Origin of the sequence: Methylomonas rhizoryzae (genome assembly GCF_008632455.1) — a bacterium.
Classification (GTDB): domain Bacteria; phylum Pseudomonadota; class Gammaproteobacteria; order Methylococcales; family Methylomonadaceae; genus Methylomonas; species Methylomonas rhizoryzae.
The window spans coordinates 1,458,438-1,481,296 of record NZ_CP043929.1 but is presented as its reverse complement, the minus strand read 5'-3'; the positions used below and the strand labels follow the sequence as shown (position 1 = coordinate 1,481,296).

The following is a 22,859-nucleotide window of genomic DNA, read 5'->3' as shown; positions in this document are numbered from 1 at the left end:
GTTTAATTATTGCCGGTTTTACCGGAAGTTATCCGGTAAAACCGGCTCCAGCGATTTCGCTTAAGCCTTATTAGAGCACAGCCTCGACGTTGGCGACGACGTTATCGACAGTGAAGCCGAACTCTTTGAAGAGCTGGCCGGCTGGCGCCGATTCGCCGAAACGATCCAGCCCGACGATTTTGCCATGGCTGCCCGCGTATTTCCACCAGCCGTCGCTGACCCCCGCTTCCACGACCACCCGCGCGCTGACGCTAGGCGGCAATACGCTGTCTTTGTAAGCCTGATCTTGGGCTTCGAATACGTTGGTGGACGGCATGGACACCACGCGGATGTTTTTACCTTTCGCCGCCAACGCTTCGGCGGCTTTGACCGCCAATTCGACTTCGGAGCCCATGGCGATGATGATCGCGTCCGGCCTGCCTTCCCCGCGCAACACGTAACCGCCTTTGGCGATGTCGGCGATTTGCCCGGCGTTGCGTGTCATGTGCGGCAGGTTTTGACGCGAGAAGATCAAGATGCTAGGGCCGTCTTTACGTTCGATAGCCGCTTTCCAGCTGACTGCCGACTCGACCGCATCGCAAGGCCGCCAGACCTGCATGTTGGGTATCATGCGTAAGGTGGCGGTTTGCTCGACCGGCTGGTGGGTAGGGCCGTCTTCGCCCAGACCGATGGAGTCGTGGGTGTAAACGAAGATGCTCGGCGCTTTCATCAGGGCCGACATGCGCAGGGCGTTGCGGGCGTATTCCGAGAACATCAGGAAGGTGGCGCCGTACGGTTTGAAGCCACCGTGCAAGGTCAGGCCGTTCATGATGGCGCTCATGCCGAATTCACGCACGCCGTAGTAGACGTAGTTGCCGTTGTAGCCTTCGGCGCAGACGTCTTTGCAGCCGGACCACAGGGTCAGGTTGGAGCCGGCCAGGTCGGCGGAACCGCCCAACAGTTCCGGCAGCAACGGGCCAAAGCCGTTCAGGGTGTTTTGCGAGGCTTTGCGGCTGGCGATGGTTTCGGCTTTGGCGTCGACCGCCGCCACGAATTCCGCCGATTTTTCCGCCCAGTCGGCCGGCAGGTCGCCCGCCATGCGGCGTTGGAATTCGGCGGCCAAGTCCGGATGCGCGGCTTGGTAAGCGGCGAATTTGTCGTTCCAGGCGCTTTCCAGACGGTCGCCTTTGGCTTTGGCGTCCCATCCGGCGTAGATGTCGGCCGGGATTTCAAACGCCGGATGCGGCCAACCCAGTTGTTCGCGGGTAGCGGCGACTTCGGCTTCGCCTAAGGCGGCGCCGTGGCATTCTTCTTTGCCTTGTTTGTTGGGCGAACCAAAGCCGATGATGGTTTGGCAGCAGATGATGGACGGTTTGTCCTTGACGCTGCGCGCCTCTTCGATGGCTTTTTTCACCGCATCCGGATCGTGGCCGTCGACTTTGGGGATGACGTGCCAGCCGTAGGCTTCGAAGCGTTTTGGGGTGTCGTCGTGGAACCAGCCGGCTACGTTGCCGTGGCCGCGCACTTCGCCGTCGATGGAGATGTTGTTGTCGTCGTAGAAGGCGATCAGTTTGCCCAGTTTCATCGAGCCGGCCAAAGAGCAGGCTTCGTGCGAGATGCCTTCCATCAAGCAGCCGTCGCCCAGGAACACGTAGGTGTAATGGTCGACGATGTCGTGGCCCGGACGGTTGAATTGGCCGGCCAGGGTACGCTCGGCCAGAGCAAAGCCCACGGCGTTGGTGATGCCTTGTCCCAAAGGACCGGTGGTGGTTTCGACGCCGTCGGTGTAGCCGTACTCCGGATGTCCCGGGGTTTTGGAGTGCAGTTGGCGGAATTTTTGCAGTTCTTCGATCGGCAGATTGTAGCCGGCCAAGTGCAGCAAGGAGTAGATCAGCATGGAGCCGTGGCCGTTCGACAGGATGAAGCGGTCGCGGTCGGCCCATTTCGGGTTAGTCGGGTTGTGTTTTAAATAGTCGTTCCATAGGACTTCTGCGATGTCCGCCATCCCCATCGGGGCTCCAGGGTGTCCGGAGTTGGCTTTTTGCACGGCGTCCATGCTGAGTGCGCGGATGGCGTTCGCTAATTCTCGGCGCGAAGGCATGTGGGTCTCCTTATTGTTTTAGTATCTCTGATGATAGTGCGGCGAAACGCCACTCTATAAAACGAACAAAGGACGGATGGCTTATGCCACCCGTCCTTCACTTTTTACTCAGTAAAAGCGAACTTTTACCAAGCAATATTATGCTGCAGCAGCTTCGACCAATTCGCGGATTTCGCGAGCGGCGGTAGCCGGGCATGGTGCGCCGTAGATGGCAGCGCCGACAACGATGATGTTGGCACCGGCTTTAACGGTTTGATCGATAGTGGCAGGTTTGATACCGCCGGCGACGGATACGCGAACGTTCAAGCCCAATGAAGCGACGTCGTTCAGGTCGGCAAACGGGGTTTGGCCGGCGGCTTGCGCGTCCAGACCGGTATGTACGCCCATGATTTGCGCGCCCATTTTTGCGGATTCGCGTGCGCACTCGGCTTTGTTCGGTACGTTGATCAAGTCAACTTGTACTTCAGCGGCGTGTTTTTTCGCCGCTTTGATGACGCCGCCGATGGTAGCCAAGCCGGAAACGCCCAATACGGTGCAGATGTCCGCACCTGCTGCATAAAACGCACCGGCTTCGTATTCGCCGGCATCCATGGTTTTTAAGTCAACCAACAGCAGTTGGTTTGGAAAACGTTGTCTCAATTCTTTAACCAGGTTGATTCCGTTGTATTTTATGCAAGGCGTGCCAATTTCGAAAATATCGACATATGGCGCTACTTTATCGGCCAAAGCTACGGTTTGGTCGAAATCTAAAGAATCCAACGCCATTTGAATTAATGGTCTTGCCATGAGATGTGCTCCGATTGTTACAGTTATAGTTATAAGGACCGCTCACCAACACCCGATCGCCTTTAGCAATTGCTCAACCGTGGTCAATGGGCAATAAAAAAACTGGCCGCAACTCTAATCCAGAACGATGCGCCCTGTCAATTCAAAGCCGGCTATTTATCTAGGAAAAGCTCTTCAGTCCCGCCTGTTTTTCCGACGTTCATTCGTTAAGCCCTTGCCAAGGAGTAACCAGGCCATCTACGTCGACGCCGAACATCGCTAGTATACGCCCTACTCCTTCGTCCACCATAGCTTTGATAGAGTCGCTACGATTATAAAACGCCGGCATGGGCGGAAAAATGATTCCCCCCATTTCGGTGACGGCCGCCATGTTGCGGATATGCGCTAAATTTAACGGGGTTTCCCTGGGCACCAAGACTGTCTTGCGCCGCTCTTTTAACGCCACGTCAGCCGCCCGGGAAATCAAGTTATCGCCGAAGCCGTGCGCAACTGCGGCCAAGGTTTTCATAGAACACGGCGCGATGACCATGCCTTCGGTGTGAAACGATCCGCTGGCGATACTGGACGCAATGTCGTTGATTCCATGTGTAACATCGGCCAATCGATACAACGCGGCTCGGTCCATACCCAGCTCGTATTTCAAATTGACCAACCCGGCCGACGATATGACCAAATGGGCTTCCCAATCCCGCTGTTTGAGGATTTCCAACATCCGAACGCCGTAAATCGCTCCGGTCGCCCCGGTCATCCCGATGACCAAACGTTTTTTCCGTCCGCTCATTGGAAACTCAAACGCATCGCCAAACCATGCGGTCGGCGGCCGTGACCAGTGCGTCTATCATCTCCTCGCCTTTAGCCACATGCCCGGAATTAGGCAGCACGACATATTCCGCCTGCGGCAACGCCCGATACAAGCTGTATCCCGCTTCCATCGGGCAGGTCAAATCGTTTTGTCCGTGGAGGATGACCGTCGGAATCCCGGCCAATACGCCGCAATTTCGCAAAATCCGGTCTTCCTCGACGAAATAGTGGTTGCGCGCATAATGTAGCTCCATTTTTGCCTGCATCACGGCGCGCTCGTCCACCATGGCGTCGCTAACGTCATTGTCCTGAAACTCCGCCCCTAAAGCCAACAAACCGCCCCAGGAATTCCACAGCCGGACGGCGCCGCGGCAGGCGTCAACATCGTCGCCGAATACCGCCGCACACAGTTTAGGTAAAATATCGGCACCGTCAGCCGCGCCAAGATGATCGACTAGCGCACGCCACTGTTGCGGATAAATCTTGTTGGCACCGTTCAGTAAAAACCAGTCCATGTCTGCGGCTCGCGCCAAAAACACCCCCCTGAGTATCATGCCGGCAACCCGCTCGGTAAATTGCTGAGCGTACAACAGCGCCAACGTCGCCCCCCACGAACCGCCGAACAGCAGCCATTTCTCGATGCGCAGCAAGTCTCTGATACGCTCCAAATCTCGCAACAGGTGTTGGGTCGTATTGTCTGCCAATTCGCCGAATGGCAACGAACGCCCGCAGCCGCGTTGGTCCATCAAAATAACGTGGTAACGCTCAGGGTCGAAAAAACGCCGGTGATCGGGTTTAGTGCCGGAACAAGGCCCGCCGTGCAAAAAAACCACCGGCCTGCCGGCCGGGTTACCGCATTGCTCGACATACACCTTGTGAACACTTTCGGTTTCCAGCATAAAGCTGTGAAAAGGCGAGATTTCAGGATAAAGGGATTTCATGGATTTACACAAAGCGCCAATCAAATCGGCTATTTTCGGCGATAAAAAGCTAATCAGCCAAATCATATACGGCCAAGCCGCTCGTTGGGCGACCGCGCGGATTGGCCTGACGCCTATTTCAACTACCGAATCTGCGGCCAGTATAGCATTGCACTAGTTGAGCCGCTTACTCACCTCCAGTCGCGGCATAGGCGATTGCCGCGACTAAATACACCGCATAGCGGTGCTTTCACGCCCCCCTTACACAAAACCTGAATGCGTGACTTAAAAAGCCAAGCATGCCTATATCCTAATGATTTAAAACAATTGTTTCTGGACAATACGCGCATTCCATTTTTCACCCAGCAAGTAATTCATGAAGCGGTTTATCCCGGAACGATCTGAAACTGAAGTTTATACCAGCCATTCAGGATTAGCCTTGGTCGGTTTGTGTTTGAATCGGTATGGTCAACTGAATCAGGCCGACGCAGAGGGCTATTTGGGGTTCCTCAGCCCTGCAGAACAGGGGGAAACTTTATCCCAACATGCAGTTTGAAATTAGGTATCGTCGGCCGAGGGAAAATTACTCAAATTCTTGAACTTGAAGTGTCGGCAAATCGTGCGAAGAAAACAAATGCATAACCCTTACGCTCCCAAACACCTTGATTTAACCGCGCCGGAAATTCGCTAGGATAATAAGAAACAAGCGGCTAGCCACTCCGGCGCGGACGGGAAGTAAAAATGCAGATAGGAGGCTGTCAGCGCACCGTGCCGGTATACGGCTTCGCCCGCCCGGCCGTCCGGCGTTAGCGCAATCGTCCAGGGCTTAATGCCCACCTCGGCGGTGGAGTAATGGAAACTGTGGCCGCGAATCTCGACGCCTTGGCAAATCGCGGCCTGCGAACCTATCGCCGCCACGCGCGCTCCCATGCGGGCCGTGCCGGGCAGCAAGCCCAGCATCGGCCAGGTGCGGCCGTCGCAATCGATCAAGCTTTCCAAGGCGTACAACATGCCGCCGCACTCCGCCAGTACCGGCTTGCCTTGCCCGGCGTGACGCTGCAAATCGGCTTTCAGACTAAGGTTGGCGGCCAGCTGCGCGCCGTACAACTCGGGATAGCCGCCCGGTAGATACACCGCGTCGGCCGCCGCTAAATGCCTGTCTGCCAAGGGAGAAAAAAACGTCAGGTGCGCACCCAAGCGCTCAAGACAATCCAAATTTTGTGGGTATAAAAAGCAAAACGCCCGGTCGCGAGCCACCGCAATCGTTTTGCCGGCCAACAATTCGGCCGGTGCCGGCTGCGCGGCCGGTTTGGAAAAATACACGGGTGGCGGCAACTCGGCCAGCCAGCTACCTGCCAGACTGTCGGCCCAGACATCCAAATGCCGGTCGATGTCGGCAATCTCCTCGGCCAGTTGCAAGCCGAGATGCCGGCCCGGCAAGACGGCTTCGGCCAAGCGCGGCAGGCAAGCCAAGGCTAGGTTTTTCGGCACGGCCGCCCGCAACAATTCGCCGTGGTAAGCGGAGCCTACCCGGTTAGCCACCGCGCCGGCCAGCCGCAAAGACGGCCTAAACGTGGCCAAGCCGTGCAGCACCGCCGCAAAGGTTTGTGCCATGGCCGAGGCATCGATCACCGGCGCTATCGGCAAGCCGAAGGCCTCGGCCAAATCCGCGCTGCTGGGCTCGCCGTCGAACAAGCCCATGACGCCCTCCACGATCAACAGGTCGGCGCTGCCGGCTGCCTGGTACAACAGGCCTCGGCAGTGTTCTACCCCCATGATCCAGGTATCCAAATTGCAGACCGGCCGGCCGCTGGCTTTGGCCAGAATGGTCGGGTCGATAAAATCCGGGCCGGTTTTGAAGCAGCGCACTCGCAAGCCGTTACGGCTATGCAAGCGGGCTAACGCCGCCGCCACCGAGGTTTTACCTTGACCGGAGGCCGGCGCGCACACCAGCAGCGCCGGGCAGGCTACGCGGTCAGTCATGTTGCCCGTCCGGTCCGCGGTGAAAAATCAAGGCTTCCACCGGTTCGCCACCAAGCAGATGCCGCTCGATGATGCGTTCCAGATTCGACTCGGTGACTTGGTAATACCAGACACCATCCGGCTGTACACAAACGATGGGCCCGGCTTTGCAAGCGGCGAAACACGCCACCCGGGTCCGCTTGACCCGCAGCGCGCCCTGATCGAGGCCGGCCCGTTTCAGCCGCTCGCCCAAACCGTCGAACAAGGCCTGCGACTCGCCGTTTTGGGTACAGCGCGGTCCGGTACAGACCAATACATGCCGTTTGTAAGCCGATAGTTTCGGTTTGCCGGCGGGTTCATGATTCATTGAATTCCTCCTCGGGATAGCCGGCGTCCGGCTCAAATGGGGTAACAGGATGGGCCAAGGCCTCGGCCGCATGCCGAAAATGCCGTAACACTCGTTCGTCCCAGCCCGACGCCCCGCGGATCAACAACAGGCTCAAAACGACTTGGCCGTAGCGATCGGTAACATAGACACCGTACTGCCGCTCCGCATGGCTGAAAAACCACAGATCGGCGACGCTTTCGCTGTCCAGGTGCAGATGCTGACGTTCCGCGATCAAATTCAGCCAGCGGCCTTTGCGGCTCAGTTGCGCCGCGTTCAGCAACAACTCGGCGACCGCACCGGCGCTACGCAACACCGCTCGCAGCTCGCCCCAATCATGGGCCGCGGCCAGCACGGCGTCCAATTGTCCGGCATCCGCCCGGCGCGCGCCTATCGCCTCGTTTGCTTCCGGCCCGGCCAAGGCAGCCAGGATTTGGGCCGGCGGCGCATCGAAATGCTCGGCGGCGTCCCGCAACCCGCAATCCGGGTATCGTTGCAAAAAATCGCGCACGCCGGCGTGCCAACCGTTCAAACCCATGCTCAACGAGCGGCCGGCCTGCTCGCCGGGCTTGGTCGCCCCGGTCGCGCTATCGTATTTGTTGGCATAGCCGCGCGGCGTAACCAATAAGCCGTGCCGCACGAAGGTGCTGCTGTTGCCGATCAGCACCGTGCACAACATGCCGATTTCGCAATCGGCCATCTGCGCTAACGTGCTGATCTGAATCTGTTGGCGGCGCCGATAGCCCGATTTGACCACGGCGACCGGCGTATCCGGCTTGCGGTGTAACAATAAAAGCCGTTGCGCTTCGACGATTTGCCGGGTGCGGCGGCCGCTTTTCGGATTGTACAGCGCCACGACGAAATCGGCCCGGGCGGCCGCCTCCAGGCGCCGGGCGATCACCGGCCACGGCGTCAACAAATCCGACAGCGAAATCGAGCAAAAATCGTGGGTCAGCGGCGCGCCTACCAAGGCCGCGCAAGCGGTCAGCGCGGTCGCGCCGGGCACGACTTCGACCGCTACTCCGCTATCCGGCGTCCAACCGGCCTGAAACAACAGTTCATAAGTCGGTCCGGCCATGCCGTACACGCCTATGTCGCCGGACGAAATCAAGGCCACGGTTTTACCCGCGCTGGCATGCCGGTAGGCCTCGATGCTGCGGTCCAGTTCCTCGGTCATGCCTTTGCGTATCACCTGTTTGCCGGCCAGCAACTCTTCGACCAACTTGATGTAAGTGGAGTAACCGATCACCACGTCCGCTTCGGCGATGGCGGCGCGGGCCCTAAAACTCATGTGTTCCGGCGCGCCGGGGCCGAAACCGACCAGCAAGATTTTCCCCGCCCGTTGTGGCTGCGTTTGACAGCGGGCAATGGATACCGTGGCATGCTTGCCGTCCGAGCCGCGAAATTTATGTTTTTCCAAAATCAAGCCGGACACATCCGCTTGCGCCGCCAGCAACGCAGCGGCTTCGGCCACGGCCGGCGTACCCATGTAATGGCGCACGGTTTCCGACGGATTGGGCACTTGCACCTGCGCCAATTGCTCGGCACCGTAATAATGCAAGGGCCAGGCATGCGCGGCGGCGAGTTGCAGAATGGCCGTTTCGTCGCGCTTTTGTTCTATGGTGGCCACAGCGGCCACGCTATCGTAATCCAAGCCGGCCAAAGCCAGCGCCTGTTCGACCGCGGTGGCTAGGGTAGCCGGTGCCGTATCGCGGTCGCAGCCCAATCCTAAAATATACGCCATCACAGCTGCTCCAGCGGCGGCCGGTAAACCACCAACCGTTCCGGCAAGGCTTGCCAGTGCGCGGCTTCGACTGGGCGGCGCGTCACCCACAACACCGCGCGGTAGGCGGTTAAATCCACGTCCTCGAAACGCGCGAACAAATGAATGTTGGCCGGCAAGGGGCTGGGCCTGGTCCACCAGCGTTTGCTGCCGGCTTCCTGCACGAATGCGATGAGTTCTTGGTTGACCACGTGCGCCGATACCCGGGTGACGTTGATTTTAGGGGCCAGCAATTCCCAGCCCAGTTCCCGGCCCAGTATATCGACCGGAATGGTCCGGCCGACGTCTGAGGCAGTGGTCAGTACCGCCTGAGCATCCAGCAAGCCGGCCAAGCGCTCGGCAAAGGCGTTGGCGCCGCCGACGTGGCCGGACAGCACCGGGATGACGTAACGGCCGGCGTCGTCAACCACCAACACGCCCGGGTCGCTTTCCTTGGACTGCAAATGCGGCGCAATCAAGCGCACCACCGCACCCAGCGACACGAAGAACACCAATTGCTCGAAGCCGCCGAACCAGCGGCCGATATGCCCGCTCAACGGCCCGGCCACAATTTCGAGCGGATGCGGCGGGTTTGCAAGGTTGGCGGCAAATTTTTCCGACACGGCCAGCTGCGCGCCCGGCAATAACTCGGCCAAGCGCAGGGCATGGGTCAAACCGTGTTTGGTAATCGCCACCAACAGGATGCGCGGCGCGGGAGTTGGACTATTCATAGGCTTTCAGGGGTTGAGGATTTGTTGCGGCAACCGCGCATCATGGGCCCGCGTCGGCGTTGCGGATTGCGGATCAGCAGCAAGGACAGGTAATTGACTGTTTCACCGCGTAAGTCCGCCACCTCGCGTACCACCCGCTCCTGCGGGGTGCCGGCTTTTTCGACGAAAGCGCTGTGCGCCAATAAATCGCGGCGCTGCAGCCAAGCAACGATGTCGTCCAGCAAGGGTTTGACCTTGAGCAGCACCAGGGTATCGAAATCGTCCAACAGCTTGTCCAGGGCCTCTATGCCGTAAGCGGCCGGCACAATGGCGACGGTATCGTCGGTGTCGGCTAAAGGCAGCGCCAGTCTTGCCGCGGCCGCATTGAAGGACGGCACCCCCGGCACGGTTTCTATGTCGACTTGCGGCGCCAGCGCCGCGACGGTACGGGCCAAATGGCCGAACGTGGAATACGTCGAGGCGTCGCCTTCCACCAAAAACAACACCGTTTCCCCGGTGCGCAACCGCGCCAACACGGTTTGCGCGGCTTGCAGCCAATAGCCGGCCAGGACGGCCGTATCGTGACTCATAGGAAACACCAGCGGACTGTGCGCGGCCGGCAACGCCAAGCCGGCCTGCAAGGCGATGCTTAGCGCGTAGCTGTCGGCGTTTTTACGCCGTACCGGGTAGCTCCAGTGGCAGTCGCCGCGCTGCAAGCAACCCCAGGCCCGGCGGGTAATCAAGCCCGGATCGCCCGGCCCCAGCGACACGCCGATCAAACGGCCTAACGGCTTAGCGTTCATCGCCAGCCTCCCCGGCCTGACCGTTTTGGGCGCAGACCAGCCACACCGGGTTTTCGGCCTGCAAGCGGTGCATGTCCAGGATGGCTTTGCTGCGCGAAGCTTGCAGCTGGCTCGCATCCCAAACCGCGTTCAAGCGTTTCAAGACCGCTATCGCGCCCGCCAGGTTTTCCAGGGTCGCAAAGCTCATCACCAGCCAGGCGCCCGGCCGCAAGCGGGCCAGACACAGGCCGATCAATTCCGGCAATTCGCCGCCGGAACCGCCGATAAACACCGCGTCCGGGTCCGGCCAAGCCGCCAAACCGTCCGGCGCCTTAGCCTGCAACAAACTGTAATTGCTGACCCTAAGCGCGATTTTATTGGCCCAGGCATTGGCCGCGTCTTCCGGATTTTTCTCGACCGCGTAGACGTGGCCGGCAGGACACAAACGGGCGGCCTCCAAACCGACCGAGCCGGAACCGGCTCCTATGTCCCAGACTATGCTATCGGCTTTAAGCGCCAGGCGGGCCAAGGCTACGGCCCTGACCTCCCGTTTGGTAATCAAGCCTTTATCCGGCTTGCGTTGTTGGAAGCAGTGGTCCGCCAAGCCGAATAGTGCCTCCGAACGGCACGGCTGCCGGCGGAGCAACAACACGTTAGGTTCGGCGAAAGTACGACCGGCCGCCTCGTCTACACTCAGCCAACCGCTGACCGATTCGTCCGGCCGGCTCAGGCGGGAGGCTACAGCCATGCGATAAGCGCCGACCAAATTCTCTTGCCGCAACATGCGGGCTATCCTGTCCGGGCTATTGGCCGGGCTGGTCAATACCAGCGTCAGGGCAGCCTGCCGCAGCTGTTGCAGCAGCGGGTATAAACCGTGACTCGGATCGGCACCCGGCCGCCATTCGCCGGCGTCGCGGCCGTGCGCCGAGGCGATGCGCGCGTCCTGCCAGGCCACGCCTAGCCGGGCGCAGGCCAATTGCAGCATGGACACATTCGGCAACACCTGCACGCTGCCGGCCGGCAGCCGGTCGTACAACATGCCGCCGATGCCGTGGCACAAAGGGTCTCCCGTCGCCAAAACCACCACATTGCGCCCTGCCGCTTGGGCACGGGCGATGGTCGGCGCCACCTCCGGCAAGCGGCCGGTTAAATCCCAACGCTCGGCGGCGGCGGCCGGACTGTCCGCCAGGCTCTGCAACAGCCTACCGCCGGCAATGACCAAATCGGCGCAGGCCAGATGCGCCAAGGCTTCGGCGCTCAAACCGCGGCAACCGTCGTCCAACACGCCGATGATGCGGCAGATTCCCGCACTCACCTCATACCGCCCCGGCCACTTCGGCCAATTTGTTGCCGTCGAAGTCGCACATCAACACGGTCAAATGGAAACAGCCGCGATAACGCCGGCGCAAGGCGTCGATGACGCGCCGGCCCAAGGCCAGGTAAAAGGGCTGCAGCAAACCGAGCTCTTCCATGCATTCGCTGGCGTAGCGGGCCATTTCCGACGCACGTATCGCCGCGCACACCGAGACCGGTGCGCCGATGCCGGCGGCAATGTCGGCCAGCAGCTCGGTGTCCACCGCGTTGCGGTTGGCGTGAGTGACGGTTTCGCCTTGTGCGATTTTGGTCAACTTGCCGACCATACCGCCGATCACGACGTGCGGTATCCGGCACTTGACCACGGTGTCCAGCGCGTATTTCAAGAAATCCCCCATTTGAACAAAGCAAGCCGGCGGCAAATCCGGCAATTCGCGCATCGTGAATTTTTCGGTGCGCCCGCCGGTGGTCAGTACCACAACCGTTCGGCCTTGGTTGGCGGCGACTTCTATCCCTTGAATCACGCTGGCCCGAAAGGCCGCGGTCGAATAGGGATGCACGATGCCGCTGGTACCCAGGATGGAAATACCGCCGACGATGCCCAAGCGGTAGTTCAGGGTTTTCTTGGCAATCTCCGCCCCGCCCGGTACCGAAATCGTCACTTGCAAACCGCGACGACGCAACCAGTCGCCGGCCGCCGCCCGCACGTTGGCTTCGATGTTGCGGCGCGGTACCGGGTTGATGGCCGGGCCGCCGACTTCCAGTCCCAAGCCCGGCATGGTCACGGTACCGACTCCCGGGCCGCCTTTTAACACGACCGCCCCCGGCGTGTCGGCCAGCAGGCTGACGTCGGCGGTCAGCGACGCTTTGTCGGTCACGTCCGGGTCGTCGCCGGCGTCTTTGATTACCACCGCATGGGCCGAGCCGTCCGCCAGATACGCCTCGCTCACCGCAAAGCTGACCATTTGCCCGTTCGGCAACTCGCATTCCACCCTATCCGGAATTTCGCCGGTCACCAGCCCCAACACCGCCGCCCGGGCCGCGGCGGCCGAACAAGCGCCGGTGGTATAACCCGTGCGCGTGCCCTTGGCTTTGCGCTCCATGTTCAGGCTGACGCTTGCCGGGCCTCGGCCAAGGCTAGCAGCGCGTGCAATGCCGCCACCACCAGCGTGGAACCGCCTTTACGACCTTCGATCAACAGCCAAGGCACCTGTTGTACCCGGCTCAAGGTGAGTTTGGATTCCGCCGCCGACACAAAGCCGACCGGCATGCCGATCACCAAGGCCGGTTGCAGGTGGTCGTGCTCTATCATCCGCACTACTTCCAGCAACGCGGTCGGCGCATTGCCGACGGCAACGATGCCGCCATCCAGCAATCCCAGGCTCCGCGCCTTGCGCATGGCTTGCAGCGCACGGGTGGAACCGGCTTGCCGGGCTTGGTCGATGACGTCCGAGTCGGCGATGAATTGCCGCGCCACCACCCCGAAATGCTGCAAACGCGGTCCGGACAAACCGACGCAAATCATCTCGACGTCGGCAACGATAGGCGCGCCACGCAACAATGCCTGCACCCCGGCCGAGACCGCCTGCTCGGAAAAGCGGGTCAGACCGTTGAATTCGAAATCGGCGCTGGCGTGGATGATGCGCCGCACCACCTGCCATTGCTCGGCGGTATAGTGGTGCGGGCCCGCCTCCGCATCGACGATGGCGAACGAATCGTGCTCGATTTGCCGGCCGGCGGCGGTCAATTGTTCGGTGATGACGTTATTCATAGCGTCAGACGTGATGATGCTGGCCGTGGCCGTGATCGTGGGCGAATTCACGGTATTTGCAGCCGTCGCATTCCATCATGCGCGGCCCGTCGGCCGCCAGCGTTTCGGCGATGCGCTGATCCAGCAACCGATAAATCTCCCGCTCGAACCCCAAATACGGCCCTAACGCGAAACCGACGCGCGGATATTGACCCTGTAAGCGCGCGACCTGACGACGAATACGCTCGATCAGCGTGCCGGTGAACAGGTAATAAGGCAGTATCACGATCTGCCGCATGCCGGCATGCACCTGGCGCTGCACCACCGATTCCAAGCGCGGATGGGTAATGCCGGTAAAGGCGATGTCGATCAATTCGTGCTCGCCGTCTTCGTATAACCAGCGCGCCATTTTGGCGACTTCGCCGTTGGCCACCCGGTCGGACGAACCGCGCCCCAGCAGCACAACCCCGGTATTGCGCGGGTCCGGCACGTCCAGACTATGCATGGCTTGCCGCAAGTTGCGCCGCAAAATCTGCAAAATATCCTCGTCGGCCCCCAAGTGCCGGCAATACACGAACTCGACGCCGGGATGACGCAAGCGCGCCTGTTCGATGTGCTCCGGTATTTCCATTTTCACGTGACCGGCGGCGTTTAAAATCAACGGCAACACGACTACCCGCGCACCCAGGCCGGCCGCACGGTCCAAACCGGCGTCCAGCAACACCTCGGCGAATTCGATGTAACACACTTCTATGCGCCGCTGCGGCTGTAATTGCCGCCATTGCGCGGCGAAACTTTCCACTTCCCGGTTGCCTTGCTCGTCGCGCGAGCCGTGCCCCACCAGCAATACGGTTTCGGAATCGGCGTTTATCATGAGGATTTTTCCGCTTTGCGAAAACGGTGCGAAAACATCGCATCGTAGAGTTTGGAATGATTGATGTCTTGCCAATGCCGGGCTCCCAGGGCCGGGCTGGCGATGATCATGGCTTGGCTATTGATGCCTTGCGCGCGGCACAGCTCGCGAATGTCGCGCAAACAACCGCGCACGATGCGTTCCTCGCCGGGCCAGCCGGCCTTGTGTACTACCAGCATCGGCGCGTCGTCCGGCCAGCCGGCCGATCGCAAGGCATGCTGCACCTCGGCCAGCAAGGTGGCGGACAAGAAAATGCACAAGCTGCAGCGGTGTTTGGCCAAGGCCTCCAAGTCTTCGCCGGGCGGCATCGGGGTACGGCCGGCCACCCGGGTAAAAATCACGGTTTGGGTGACTTCCGGCAAGGTTAAGGACTCGCCGGCCGCGGCGGCGCTAGCAAAAGCCGACGACACGCCCGGCACTACGCCCCAAGCGATACCGGCCGCGTCCAGCGGCCTTACCATCTCGGTCAACGCGCCGTACAGGCCGGGATCGCCGGTTTGCAGACGAATCACGCTGGCGTGGCGACCAGCCCGCGTAATCAACCAGTCGCTGATTTGCTCCAACGTCATGCCTTTGGAATCGCAAATCTCGCAGCCGGCCGGCACGTAGGCCGTCGCCGCCGGATGCACCAGCGAGCCGGCGTACAGCACCGCACCGGCCTGTTCCAGCAAGCGTCGGGCTTTAACGGTCAAAAGTTCCGGATCGCCCGGCCCGGCGCCGACGAACCACACCTTAACCATTGGGCCGGCCTCCCTCATCCACGGCCGACGCGCGAAACAGCGCCGCGGACAAACTGCCGAGCAACAGCCAAAACGCCAAATTGGTTAGCGCCGCCGCCGTGACAAAGCGCGTCTGCAACCCGTCCGGCGCGCTACCGGCTTGGACGGCCGCGATTTCAGGAGCGCCTATGGCATGCGGCAACACGATTAACAGCCAGCCGACCGGTCCGGCAATCCGATGAGGAGACCAACACAGCAACGCCAAACCGCTCGCGGTGCCGACAACCGTAGCCACCCACCAGACTTGCCGCGCCGTTAAATCGGCGGCTTCATTGCCAGGCAGCTCCGGCGGCAGACCGACGGCCGGCGCGGCAAAAAACGCCGCGTAACCGGCCAAGCCCCACAAAGCACCGCCGAAGGTTGCGCTCGGCGGCTTCAACCGATAAGCAGCACTCAGCATCAAAGCCAAACCGAAGGCCAGCAACAAATTGGCGCCGGCCGTCGCCGCCGTGCGTTGCCAAACGTTTTCCGGCTGCCAGGCTTGATCCTGGCGACTCGCTTCGTGTTCGGCATGCACTTCGTAACGTTCCGCTTCCAGAATCAATGGCGTTACCCAAATCGCCTGTATAAGCGACAGCAACAACGCGGCGGCCAGGCCGGTCAAGCCGGCCGGCAATAGCAGACCTTTCGCCATGACGGCGGCCTAATGGCAGGGAAAACCGCCGGCGTGGCGGGTATCGTGGGCGGCGTTATGAATTGGCGCAAGCGGCGCGAAACCGACGATCAGCACCAAAAGCAAACCGGCCGCAAACGCGGCGTAGGCCTTAACCAGGCGCACATCGAAGACGGTGGAAATGGATTGAACCAGCATGTCGAACTCCCCGAAAAAATGTAACGAACGGAGCTGACTGGATAGGAAAGGAAATCGGGCAGCGAAGACCGCCCGGCGGACGATCGCACAGCCTGCGCTCTCCCTCCGAGAGTCGGCACCCTACAATCGATCAGGCCGGTATTCTGGCTCACCTTCTTACCAATCGGCGCCTTCCCACACCCAATAATGGTGCAGTGGCAAAATGCCGATTCGTCCGGTTTACAGCAGCGGGGGCTGCGCCGGAATCGATGCACTGAGCTGCATCTCACCGGGCTTCCCGTTTAACCTGAAAGCAAAAAAACCTTCAGGCACCTTATCGAGGTTGCGAGTATATCCGAGCCGGCGGGCTTAAGCAGCAAAAATTTGAACCGGTTAACAGGGAACGATGACGTCGCACCGGAATCGGTGGACGGGGAATCGCCGAAAATCGGCGCATCAATCGATAGCGGGTGCGGCTAGCGAAAACCACTGCGGCAAACCGCGCAGCTCGCCAAGCTCGCGCAACCGCCGGTCGATAGCGTCGTGATTGCCCCACACCACGTCCGCCAAACCGCCGCCCTCAACCCGCGCGTCGATCTCTTTACAGTACAAACCCCGGTCGCGTTGCCGATAAAAACCGTAAGTCCGGCAAGCCAGCGGGCGGTAAGCATAGACGGAACACAGGCCTGCGGCCTGATCCAACATGGGGCAAATTAAAGGCCGGGCGGACTGGCCGGCCAGCGCGGCGATGCCGCGACCGATTTCCTGCAACCTGTCTTTGGGCAGGGACGCCAACCCTTGGCGCAACAATAGCCATTCCCGCTCGGTAAGTTCGGGCACCTCGGCCAGGCGCCGGCAACAACTGTCGCAACCTTGCCGGCACGGCCAATCGTGGCGGCCGGCGCGAACCGCCGCTACCCGCTCGTCGATTTCGGCATGCAGTTGCTTCAGGCTATACACGGCTAGCAGCGCGGCGGATCAGGCTTGAAAACCGGTCTCGGACGCCGACAGGTCGCTATCGTCGCCGTACAGCAAATATAAAGCCGACCTGTCCGGGCTCTCGGTCTGAAACGCCGAATACGCGTGTAACAAGGGCGAGATGTAGCGTGCCGAACTCGGACTGGTGAAAACCAGATAACTGGCGCCGTCTTCGGCCCAGCCGCCGTACATCGCCATGCCTTTAGGGCCGTTTCCGGCCACGTAGGCGGCTCTGAACGCGCCGAACAACACGGCCAATTCGCCGGATTCGTATTCGTTACGCGAGAACTTAATGCGGTGCCAAGCCGTGTTTTTTAGCATCTCTTGCCTACCGTTGAACGAAAATTCGCAGCCTGCCTGCAGGCCCCCACCACTGTTACGACACTGTAGGCGCGCAGGCGGGACGATCTTAACATCCGCAAAATTTTCCGCCAATCTCGGCTCCGGCGTCGCAAGACGAAGGAATAGGCGCAAGTCCGGAACCGACGAAAAGTTGCCCGGTATTTAACTGACCGCATTGAATTGCGCATACACTCGGGCATTCCGCTCCGGGTAACTCTCATAAACATGCGCAAATACCGCCGAGCATTTATGTTGATAGCGCTATGGCGTGCAGGCGCACGGCAGACCGGAATCCAGGGGGGACATTCGCTGCTGAGCTTGAGTTGAGAGCGGGCCGCGGCTTTCTGCCGCCAGCTTAGTACCAGTAATTCGCGGGCCATTTTTTTGACCTCGCTACGCTCCTCAGTCTCAGTTCCGGCGCCGGACGGGTAAGAATGTCGAAGATGACCGGTTCTTCCTCGCTCATATGCTCCTGTCTAACGCCCTCAACTGACGCCTGGCAGTAATTTGCACTCGCGGCCTTTGGCATGCAGTTTCTTGCAAAATTGCCTTGCCTGACTCTGTTCCAAACCGGTCCATTCGGTGCGCCACAATGCCTTGCCCTGACGCTTGATTTGCACGATGTGCGGATTGCCGCGCTTTGCTTCGCTGCCTAAAGCGTAGCGGGCCTGTTTTAGATTGACGTTGGCTTCGACTTTTCGGGCGTGATCGCCCAGCATGACCACCCAATTGGAGTGACTGTTTGCCCGCTTTTGCGGCTTAACCACGGCTTTAGCGCTAATGACGGATGATTTGCCCGGTTTGATGCGAATGGGTTCCGGCCGGCCGTAAGCGGTATCCGCGCCCATTTGCGCCGCGCTACCCGCGCAATGGTTGGACGACAGCTGAAACGGCGGCGGCGCGCTGCCGGCGTCGGCCAACTGCACGACCGGCAACCCGACCATGCCCGCCCCGGATTTTTCAAATCCCAAATCCAGTAGATTCGCCATTTGTTGAAACCTTTCCGCACTGCTGCGCGCGCCTAACAACACCCCGATCAAGCGATGTCCGTCGCGTTTGGCGGAAGCGATCAAGTTATAGCCCGAACCACAAGTAAATCCTGTCTTCAATCCGTCCGCGTCCGGATAGATTTTCAGAATCTTATTGGTATTCGGCAACAACCGGCCTTTATAGGCGAACTCGGTGGCGGAAAAATAACGGTAAAAATGCGGATAGCGGCGTATCAATTCGGACGACAACAGGGCCAAATCGCGGGCGCTGCTGATTTGACCTTCGTTCGGCAAGCCGCTGGCATTTTGGAACGAGGTGTTGTACATGCCCAGGCGACGGGCCTGACCTGTCATCATCGCGGCGAAATTGCTTTCACTGCCGCCTAATGCCTCAGCCAACACCACCGCGGCGTCGTTAGCGGAACGGGTGGTCACTGCCATAATCGCATGTTCCACGGTTATGCTCTGGCCTTGCCGCAATCCCAGCTTGGAACTGGGTTGGATCGCGGCATGCGCGGAAACCGTCAGCTTGTCGTCCAAATGCAAACGGCCATTATCCAGTGCCGCAAACGTCATGAAGATCGTCATAACCTTGGTCAACGATGCCGGATACCAACGCTGGGTGGCTTCCACCTCATGAATGACGCGACCGCTATCGGCATCGATGACGATAGCCGCATATCGGGCGTGAGCTGGAACGCCTGCGAATAAAACGCACGCCAACAAGAGGGTGAATACATGCCGCAAAGCGGACTTGGATAAGATTCGATGAGTTTGCAACATAGCGGCCTAAGCTTTTGATCGCAGTATTTAATCAGAATTATCGATTTCGAAAAAGACCCAAGCCACCCGGGGATGCTCGACTTTGATCGTTTTTTCCAACGCATTGATTAATTCGACCGCCTCGGACACCCGCATGTCGGCCCGCAATTCGGCCTTGAGCGCTACCATCACTTGACTGCCGTGGTGTATAGCCCATACGTTCAACACCCGAACGACGTCGGGTTGCCGCGCCAAGCTATCGGCTACCGCGTCGCGTATCCCGCTATCGGCTTCGCCCAGCATTAGCGCGTGCACCTCTTTTCCCACCAACACGGCCACAACCACCAACAACACGCCGATCAAGATCGAGCCCGCAGCATCGTAAGCCGTGTTTCCGGTTACCAGCGTCAATCCCAGCATCAGCGCGGCTATCACCAGACCCAACAGCGCCGCCAAGTCTTCGCCGACCACCACCATCAATTCGCTGGAGTGAGTCTCCTTAAACCATTGCCACAAGCCGCGCCCGGCTTTCTCGTCTTGCATGGCCGCCAAAGCGCCTTTTAAAGACAAGGCTTCCAACACCACCGCAACCGCTAGAATACCGAGCGCCAAACCGGCATTTTCGACCTCGTGCCGTTCCCCTAGCCGCAGCCACCCCTCGTAGATCGAAAACAGCCCGCCGACCGAAAACAAGGTGATCGCCACCATCATCGACCAAATGTAGGATTCGCGCCCGAAGCCCATGGGATGTTTGGCGGTGGCTAGCCGCGAGGAACGCTTCATGCCGACGAACAACAAAATTTGGTTACCGCAATCGGCAAACGAATGAATCGCTTCCGCCAATAACGAGCCGGAACCGGTCCAGGCCGCCGCTCCGGCTTTACTGACGGCTATGCCCAAATTGGCGGCGAATGCATAAGCGATAGCTTTTGTGGAGTTGGCGTGCGACATAAACAAGGCTAAATAAAGTGGGCCGGATATGGCGGCAATCTTACCAATTGAATTGGCAGCTGTAGACAAGCTTAGACCAATCGGAGCCTCAAGCCGAAAATTCGATGCCCCCCGACTCAGCCCGGCAAATCGACGATAGCCCCACGCACGAACAGCAACGCGGAACTGTCGCAACTCCAGTCACCGCGCTTGCGGCCTGCCGGAGCCAATTGAAAATCGCCGGCTTGCAACAACATGTCGCCGAAAAAAACCTCGCCCGCCAACACCATGCATTCCTCGTCGACTGAATGGGAATAGTCCGGCAGCTGCGCACCGGCAAACAAGCGATAAAAACAGGATTGATAATCCCGGTCGCCATAAAGGACTTTTTTTTGCACCCCCGGCGCCAAGTCCTGCCAATCTTCGCTGCTCTCCATAAACACGCTATCGGACGAGTCCTCACCGCCGGGCAGTAAACCGCCCAATACCTCGCGCAATACCCCGGCCTGATCGCCCAGAGAAGTTCCGCGCAAATAAGCCAAAGCCCCTTGCCGGGATTTGATCGTCGCGTGCCGGCTGCCGGGCGGCGATACGTGATAGTCCAGAGGCCCCAGCTCCAAAGCCTCCATCTGCAAGCCGCCGCGTAATACTATGCCCTCTTCCAGCCAATGATGCCGGTGCGGAATCAGGCCTGCACCGGCGGCGAATTCGATCAACACCGAACTGCCCTGCGGCCCGTCCCACAAGGTTTTGAACTTGACGCCGGCGGTCAGGCAACGCCAACTGCCGTGCTTGCCGCGCACCGTCAGCAACCCGGCATGCCTCGCCGCACTGTGCGCGACGTGGGCCAGCAAACCTTGCCTTAACCCGGTTTTACGCGCTTGCGGCATGGGAATGGGAGACAAATGATCCAGCAGCAACCGGTTGAGCCGGTCTTGGGAAGTGTCGTCGTCCGAAGCTAGCGAATCGGTTTCGTCATTCATAAACGTGCATCCTTTATTGCGCCAATTGCGCCAACATCGGCTGTAAACTCGCCAAGGAGCGGCGTATGTGCGATTTCACCGTCCCCAACGGTAAACCGGTGCATTGGGCGATTTCGTCGTGGCTCAGGCCGCGGAAAAATGCCAAAGCCAATAGTTGCCGCGGCAAGGGCTCCAGCGCCGCCAACGCTTGATGCAACACGCCTTCTTGTTGCACGGCTTGCAACAAATTGTGCGGCGTTTCGGAGTCCGGCCCCGCTATTGCTTCCATGTGCTCCTGCTCCAACTCGTCTTCCGCAACGTTCAATTGGCGCAACCCGTCCAAAGCCCGGCTGCGGGCCATGGTCATCACCCAGGCCTTGACACTGCCGCGGGCCGGATCGAAACGCGGCGCTTGCCGCCAAATTTGCCAAAAGGTATCTTGCACCACTTCCTCCGCCAACTCGGCTTGTCGGGTTATTCTTAAAGCCACACCGTAAACCTGATGGACCAAGGCATCGTACAAACTAGCTAAAGCCGCTTGATCTTGATCCACTATCGCGTCTATCCATTGCCGCAGTTGCGTTTCCTCCGGCGCAGCAGCACCCGCGTCCGCCGATTGGGCGGATTGGTTCAACTCGTCGGATTCCGGACCTAGTTGCGACATACGAAGTTCAGTGTGTTTAAATCCTAATACGTAACCCGCGGCGGTTTGGATGCAATGCATTGCCGGACCGGCTGGCAATTTTATAGGCCGACCGAAACTCCGCCGCTGGCCGGTTATTGTATTGACGGACGCCTATCCGGAGCAAATCGGCCGACGCAAGTACCCGCGTCGTTTTTTCGACAATGCCGAATTTGAGCTAACTTTGTTAACCGGATTAGTTGCCGGCCGCACAAATGTCCGCCAAACGGCATAGCATCCAACTTATCCGGCGTCGCCAACCCTGGCGAATGCTTGACCGCGTCGCCATAGCCACTTTCAATCTCATGCGAGCAAAACTATGAAAATTCTAGGTGTAGATATAGGCGGCTCCGGCATCAAAGGCGCCATCGTCGAAACCGATACCGGGGAGTTACTCAGCGAACGCCGGCGCATCGAAACCCCTAAACCAGCCACCCCGGAAGCCATAGCCTACACCCTGGCACAATTAGCCGGGCATTTCGCCTGGCAAGGCCCGATAGGTTGCGGATTCCCAGCCGCCATACAGCACGGCGTAGCCCGCACCGCATCGAATATCGACGCCTCCTTTATCGGCACCGACATTGACCGGTTATTTTCCGAAACCGTGCATTGCCCTTGCTACAACCTAAACGACGCCGACGCCGCCGGCATCGCCGAAATGCGCTTCGGCGCCGGTGCCGGCATATCGGGGGTAGTGCTGATCGTAACGATAGGCACGGGTCTGGGCACCGCGCTGTTTACCGACGGCGTACTGCTGCCCAATACCGAGCTGGGCCACATTTACATGCCTGACAGCATCAAGGGCGAACATTACGCCTCCGACGCCGTGCGCAAAAGCGAAGACCTAAGCTGGAAACGCTGGGGCAAACGCTTCGATAAATACTTGAACTTGATGGAAAGCCTGTTCTGGCCGGATTTGATCATCCTGGGCGGCGGCGCCAGCCAAAAATTCGACAAATTCAGCCACCACCTCAGCGTAGCCGCGCAAGTCCAACCGGCGGCATTTTTAAATCAAGCCGGCATCGTCGGCGCCGCGTTATATGCGCGGGCACGCTACGGCTGAATCCGTGCTAACCGATATGCTGTGTTGAATACTCAACAAAGCACCCGAGTAGGCTGCTGCCTTCAGATAGCGAACGTTTTAGCTGCGCACAAACATTGTGAAAAGCTGACGTGTAATGGATTATTTTTCTTCCCCCTCTGGCTCTGTTACTGTCGTCTTTACCAACGTTTACTATGAAAGTCATGATGGGAGCGACACATAGCCGCGATTCGCAAGGCCCTCATCGCGACTATGCGTCGCTCCTACCAAACTACCTTTCATTTGCCGGAGCGATTGCCAGACTTTCATGATCGTTAGGCAAGAACTCGAGAAGCGCGCGTTCCGTCAAGCCGTGTTACAAACACCTAAGCAAGCAGCCCGCCGGACTCGCTCCGCGCTTACCGGAGACTGCTCGGAATAATGCCAGAGATATCGGTT

At 59.5% G+C, this 22,859-nt stretch carries 24 protein-coding genes and 1 riboswitch; of the genes, 2 read left to right on the top strand and 22 right to left on the bottom strand.

Going from position 1 to position 22,859, the window contains the following annotated elements:
* Positions 1-70 precede the first annotated feature (70 nt).
* From tkt to pip, 4 genes are all read right to left on the bottom strand, one after another.
* Positions 71-2,080 (bottom strand): transketolase, encoded by a 2,010-nt coding sequence (gene tkt / locus F1E05_RS06900; RefSeq protein ID WP_150047595.1) that lies wholly within the window; start codon positions 2,078-2,080, stop codon positions 71-73.
* A gap of 138 nt (positions 2,081-2,218) precedes the next feature.
* Positions 2,219-2,866 carry a 3-hexulose-6-phosphate synthase gene (gene hxlA / locus F1E05_RS06895; protein WP_150047594.1) on the bottom strand — a complete coding sequence of 216 codons (648 nt, stop codon included), beginning with the start codon at positions 2,864-2,866 and terminating at the stop codon, positions 2,219-2,221.
* Between the two features lie 199 nt (positions 2,867-3,065).
* Complete coding sequence (locus F1E05_RS06890) at positions 3,066-3,647, bottom strand: UbiX family flavin prenyltransferase (RefSeq protein WP_150047593.1); 582 nt, start codon at positions 3,645-3,647, stop codon at positions 3,066-3,068.
* Positions 3,648-3,654: 7 nt separating this feature from the next.
* The gene (pip, locus tag F1E05_RS06885; RefSeq protein WP_150047592.1) at positions 3,655-4,608 is read right to left on the bottom strand and encodes a prolyl aminopeptidase; all 954 of its coding nucleotides are present in this window, start codon (positions 4,606-4,608) and stop codon (positions 3,655-3,657) included.
* Here pip and F1E05_RS20215 point away from each other — a divergent pair.
* On the top strand, positions 4,607-4,765 hold the full coding sequence (locus tag F1E05_RS20215) for a hypothetical protein (protein ID WP_190303268.1): 159 nt from the start codon (positions 4,607-4,609) through the stop codon (positions 4,763-4,765). The two genes, pip and F1E05_RS20215, sit on opposite strands and share 2 nt — an antisense overlap.
* A gap of 509 nt (positions 4,766-5,274) precedes the next feature.
* Here the strand turns inward: F1E05_RS20215 and F1E05_RS06880 are convergent.
* The 18 genes from F1E05_RS06880 to F1E05_RS06790 form a co-directional block, all read right to left on the bottom strand.
* Positions 5,275-6,570, bottom strand: a complete 1,296-nt coding sequence (locus F1E05_RS06880) for a cobyrinate a,c-diamide synthase (RefSeq protein ID WP_150047591.1) — start codon at positions 6,568-6,570, stop codon at positions 5,275-5,277.
* Positions 6,563-6,916, bottom strand: coding sequence for a (2Fe-2S) ferredoxin domain-containing protein (locus F1E05_RS06875; RefSeq protein WP_150047590.1), 354 nt, complete (start codon positions 6,914-6,916; stop codon positions 6,563-6,565). Before F1E05_RS06875 ends, F1E05_RS06880 begins: the two co-directional genes overlap by 8 nt.
* Complete coding sequence (gene cobJ, locus F1E05_RS06870; RefSeq protein WP_150047589.1) at positions 6,906-8,678, bottom strand: precorrin-3B C(17)-methyltransferase; 1,773 nt, start codon at positions 8,676-8,678, stop codon at positions 6,906-6,908. The genes F1E05_RS06875 and cobJ overlap by 11 nt, the downstream gene beginning before the upstream one ends.
* Positions 8,678-9,427: a cobalamin biosynthesis central domain-containing protein gene (locus F1E05_RS06865; RefSeq protein WP_150047588.1), complete on the bottom strand. Its 750-nt coding sequence runs from the start codon at positions 9,425-9,427 to the stop codon at positions 8,678-8,680. The genes cobJ and F1E05_RS06865 overlap by 1 nt, the downstream gene beginning before the upstream one ends.
* Positions 9,424-10,209 (bottom strand): precorrin-2 C(20)-methyltransferase, encoded by a 786-nt coding sequence (cobI, locus tag F1E05_RS06860; protein ID WP_150047587.1) that lies wholly within the window; start codon positions 10,207-10,209, stop codon positions 9,424-9,426. The genes F1E05_RS06865 and cobI overlap by 4 nt, the downstream gene beginning before the upstream one ends.
* A complete protein-coding gene (cbiE, locus tag F1E05_RS06855) occupies positions 10,199-11,503 on the bottom strand; it encodes a precorrin-6y C5,15-methyltransferase (decarboxylating) subunit CbiE (RefSeq protein ID WP_150047586.1) in 1,305 nt (434 codons plus the stop codon). The genes cobI and cbiE overlap by 11 nt, the downstream gene beginning before the upstream one ends.
* Position 11,504: 1 nt before the next feature.
* A complete protein-coding gene (locus F1E05_RS06850) occupies positions 11,505-12,605 on the bottom strand; it encodes a cobalt-precorrin-5B (C(1))-methyltransferase (RefSeq protein ID WP_150047585.1) in 1,101 nt (366 codons plus the stop codon).
* Between the two features lie 2 nt (positions 12,606-12,607).
* Positions 12,608-13,273, bottom strand: coding sequence for a precorrin-8X methylmutase (locus F1E05_RS06845; protein ID WP_150047584.1), 666 nt, complete (start codon positions 13,271-13,273; stop codon positions 12,608-12,610).
* 4 nt (positions 13,274-13,277) lie between these two features.
* On the bottom strand, positions 13,278-14,126 hold the full coding sequence (locus F1E05_RS06840) for a sirohydrochlorin chelatase (RefSeq protein WP_150047583.1): 849 nt from the start codon (positions 14,124-14,126) through the stop codon (positions 13,278-13,280).
* Entirely contained in the window at positions 14,123-14,905 is a 783-nt protein-coding gene (gene cobM, locus F1E05_RS06835; RefSeq protein ID WP_150047582.1) for a precorrin-4 C(11)-methyltransferase, read from the bottom strand. Before cobM ends, F1E05_RS06840 begins: the two co-directional genes overlap by 4 nt.
* Entirely contained in the window at positions 14,898-15,578 is a 681-nt protein-coding gene (locus F1E05_RS06830) for a CbtA family protein (RefSeq protein WP_150047581.1), read from the bottom strand. Before F1E05_RS06830 ends, cobM begins: the two co-directional genes overlap by 8 nt.
* 9 nt (positions 15,579-15,587) lie before the next feature.
* Positions 15,588-15,755: a CbtB domain-containing protein gene (locus F1E05_RS06825; RefSeq protein WP_150047580.1), complete on the bottom strand. Its 168-nt coding sequence runs from the start codon at positions 15,753-15,755 to the stop codon at positions 15,588-15,590.
* A gap of 116 nt (positions 15,756-15,871) precedes the next feature.
* Positions 15,872-16,086, bottom strand: a riboswitch (cobalamin riboswitch).
* Between the two features lie 104 nt (positions 16,087-16,190).
* Positions 16,191-16,694, bottom strand: coding sequence for a YkgJ family cysteine cluster protein (locus tag F1E05_RS06820; RefSeq protein WP_150047579.1), 504 nt, complete (start codon positions 16,692-16,694; stop codon positions 16,191-16,193).
* Positions 16,695-16,712: 18 nt separating this feature from the next.
* A complete protein-coding gene (locus F1E05_RS06815; protein WP_150047578.1) occupies positions 16,713-17,033 on the bottom strand; it encodes a hypothetical protein in 321 nt (106 codons plus the stop codon).
* Positions 17,034-17,539: 506 nt separating this feature from the next.
* Positions 17,540-18,826 (bottom strand): D-alanyl-D-alanine carboxypeptidase family protein, encoded by a 1,287-nt coding sequence (locus tag F1E05_RS06805; protein WP_150047577.1) that lies wholly within the window; start codon positions 18,824-18,826, stop codon positions 17,540-17,542.
* Between the two features lie 27 nt (positions 18,827-18,853).
* Positions 18,854-19,756: a cation diffusion facilitator family transporter gene (locus tag F1E05_RS06800; protein ID WP_150047576.1), complete on the bottom strand. Its 903-nt coding sequence runs from the start codon at positions 19,754-19,756 to the stop codon at positions 18,854-18,856.
* Between the two features lie 116 nt (positions 19,757-19,872).
* Complete coding sequence (locus tag F1E05_RS06795) at positions 19,873-20,718, bottom strand: cupin domain-containing protein (RefSeq protein WP_150047575.1); 846 nt, start codon at positions 20,716-20,718, stop codon at positions 19,873-19,875.
* Between the two features lie 13 nt (positions 20,719-20,731).
* Positions 20,732-21,361, bottom strand: coding sequence for an RNA polymerase sigma factor (locus F1E05_RS06790; protein WP_150047574.1), 630 nt, complete (start codon positions 21,359-21,361; stop codon positions 20,732-20,734).
* Between the two features lie 337 nt (positions 21,362-21,698).
* Here F1E05_RS06790 and ppgK point away from each other — a divergent pair, with 337 nt between their 5' ends.
* Positions 21,699-22,442 carry a polyphosphate--glucose phosphotransferase gene (gene ppgK, locus F1E05_RS06785; RefSeq protein WP_150047573.1) on the top strand — a complete coding sequence of 248 codons (744 nt, stop codon included), beginning with the start codon at positions 21,699-21,701 and terminating at the stop codon, positions 22,440-22,442.
* Positions 22,443-22,859: the final 417 nt, after the last annotated feature.

What these genes read in the sequence shown, in the direction of transcription:
- tkt (WP_150047595.1), bottom strand. Translation starts at nt 2,080, where the DNA reads ATGCCTTCGCGCCGAGAATTAGCGAACGCCATCCGCGCACTCAGCATG.
- hxlA (WP_150047594.1), bottom strand. Translation starts at nt 2,866, where the DNA reads ATGGCAAGACCATTAATTCAAATGGCGTTGGATTCTTTAGATTTCGAC.
- F1E05_RS06890 (WP_150047593.1), bottom strand. Translation starts at nt 3,647, where the DNA reads ATGAGCGGACGGAAAAAACGTTTGGTCATCGGGATGACCGGGGCGACC.
- F1E05_RS20215 (WP_190303268.1), top strand. Translation starts at nt 4,607, where the DNA reads ATGGATTTACACAAAGCGCCAATCAAATCGGCTATTTTCGGCGATAAA.
- pip (WP_150047592.1), bottom strand. Translation starts at nt 4,608, where the DNA reads ATGAAATCCCTTTATCCTGAAATCTCGCCTTTTCACAGCTTTATGCTG.
- F1E05_RS06880 (WP_150047591.1), bottom strand. Translation starts at nt 6,570, where the DNA reads ATGACTGACCGCGTAGCCTGCCCGGCGCTGCTGGTGTGCGCGCCGGCC.
- F1E05_RS06875 (WP_150047590.1), bottom strand. Translation starts at nt 6,916, where the DNA reads ATGAATCATGAACCCGCCGGCAAACCGAAACTATCGGCTTACAAACGG.
- cobJ (WP_150047589.1), bottom strand. Translation starts at nt 8,678, where the DNA reads ATGGCGTATATTTTAGGATTGGGCTGCGACCGCGATACGGCACCGGCT.
- F1E05_RS06865 (WP_150047588.1), bottom strand. Translation starts at nt 9,427, where the DNA reads ATGAATAGTCCAACTCCCGCGCCGCGCATCCTGTTGGTGGCGATTACC.
- cobI (WP_150047587.1), bottom strand. Translation starts at nt 10,209, where the DNA reads ATGAACGCTAAGCCGTTAGGCCGTTTGATCGGCGTGTCGCTGGGGCCG.
- F1E05_RS06850 (WP_150047585.1), bottom strand. Translation starts at nt 12,605, where the DNA reads ATGGAGCGCAAAGCCAAGGGCACGCGCACGGGTTATACCACCGGCGCT.
- F1E05_RS06845 (WP_150047584.1), bottom strand. Translation starts at nt 13,273, where the DNA reads ATGAATAACGTCATCACCGAACAATTGACCGCCGCCGGCCGGCAAATC.
- F1E05_RS06840 (WP_150047583.1), bottom strand. Translation starts at nt 14,126, where the DNA reads ATGATAAACGCCGATTCCGAAACCGTATTGCTGGTGGGGCACGGCTCG.
- cobM (WP_150047582.1), bottom strand. Translation starts at nt 14,905, where the DNA reads ATGGTTAAGGTGTGGTTCGTCGGCGCCGGGCCGGGCGATCCGGAACTT.
- F1E05_RS06830 (WP_150047581.1), bottom strand. Translation starts at nt 15,578, where the DNA reads ATGGCGAAAGGTCTGCTATTGCCGGCCGGCTTGACCGGCCTGGCCGCC.
- F1E05_RS06825 (WP_150047580.1), bottom strand. Translation starts at nt 15,755, where the DNA reads ATGCTGGTTCAATCCATTTCCACCGTCTTCGATGTGCGCCTGGTTAAG.
- F1E05_RS06815 (WP_150047578.1), bottom strand. Translation starts at nt 17,033, where the DNA reads ATGCTAAAAAACACGGCTTGGCACCGCATTAAGTTCTCGCGTAACGAA.
- F1E05_RS06805 (WP_150047577.1), bottom strand. Translation starts at nt 18,826, where the DNA reads ATGTTGCAAACTCATCGAATCTTATCCAAGTCCGCTTTGCGGCATGTA.
- F1E05_RS06800 (WP_150047576.1), bottom strand. Translation starts at nt 19,756, where the DNA reads ATGTCGCACGCCAACTCCACAAAAGCTATCGCTTATGCATTCGCCGCC.
- F1E05_RS06795 (WP_150047575.1), bottom strand. Translation starts at nt 20,718, where the DNA reads ATGAATGACGAAACCGATTCGCTAGCTTCGGACGACGACACTTCCCAA.
- F1E05_RS06790 (WP_150047574.1), bottom strand. Translation starts at nt 21,361, where the DNA reads ATGTCGCAACTAGGTCCGGAATCCGACGAGTTGAACCAATCCGCCCAA.
- ppgK (WP_150047573.1), top strand. Translation starts at nt 21,699, where the DNA reads ATGAAAATTCTAGGTGTAGATATAGGCGGCTCCGGCATCAAAGGCGCC.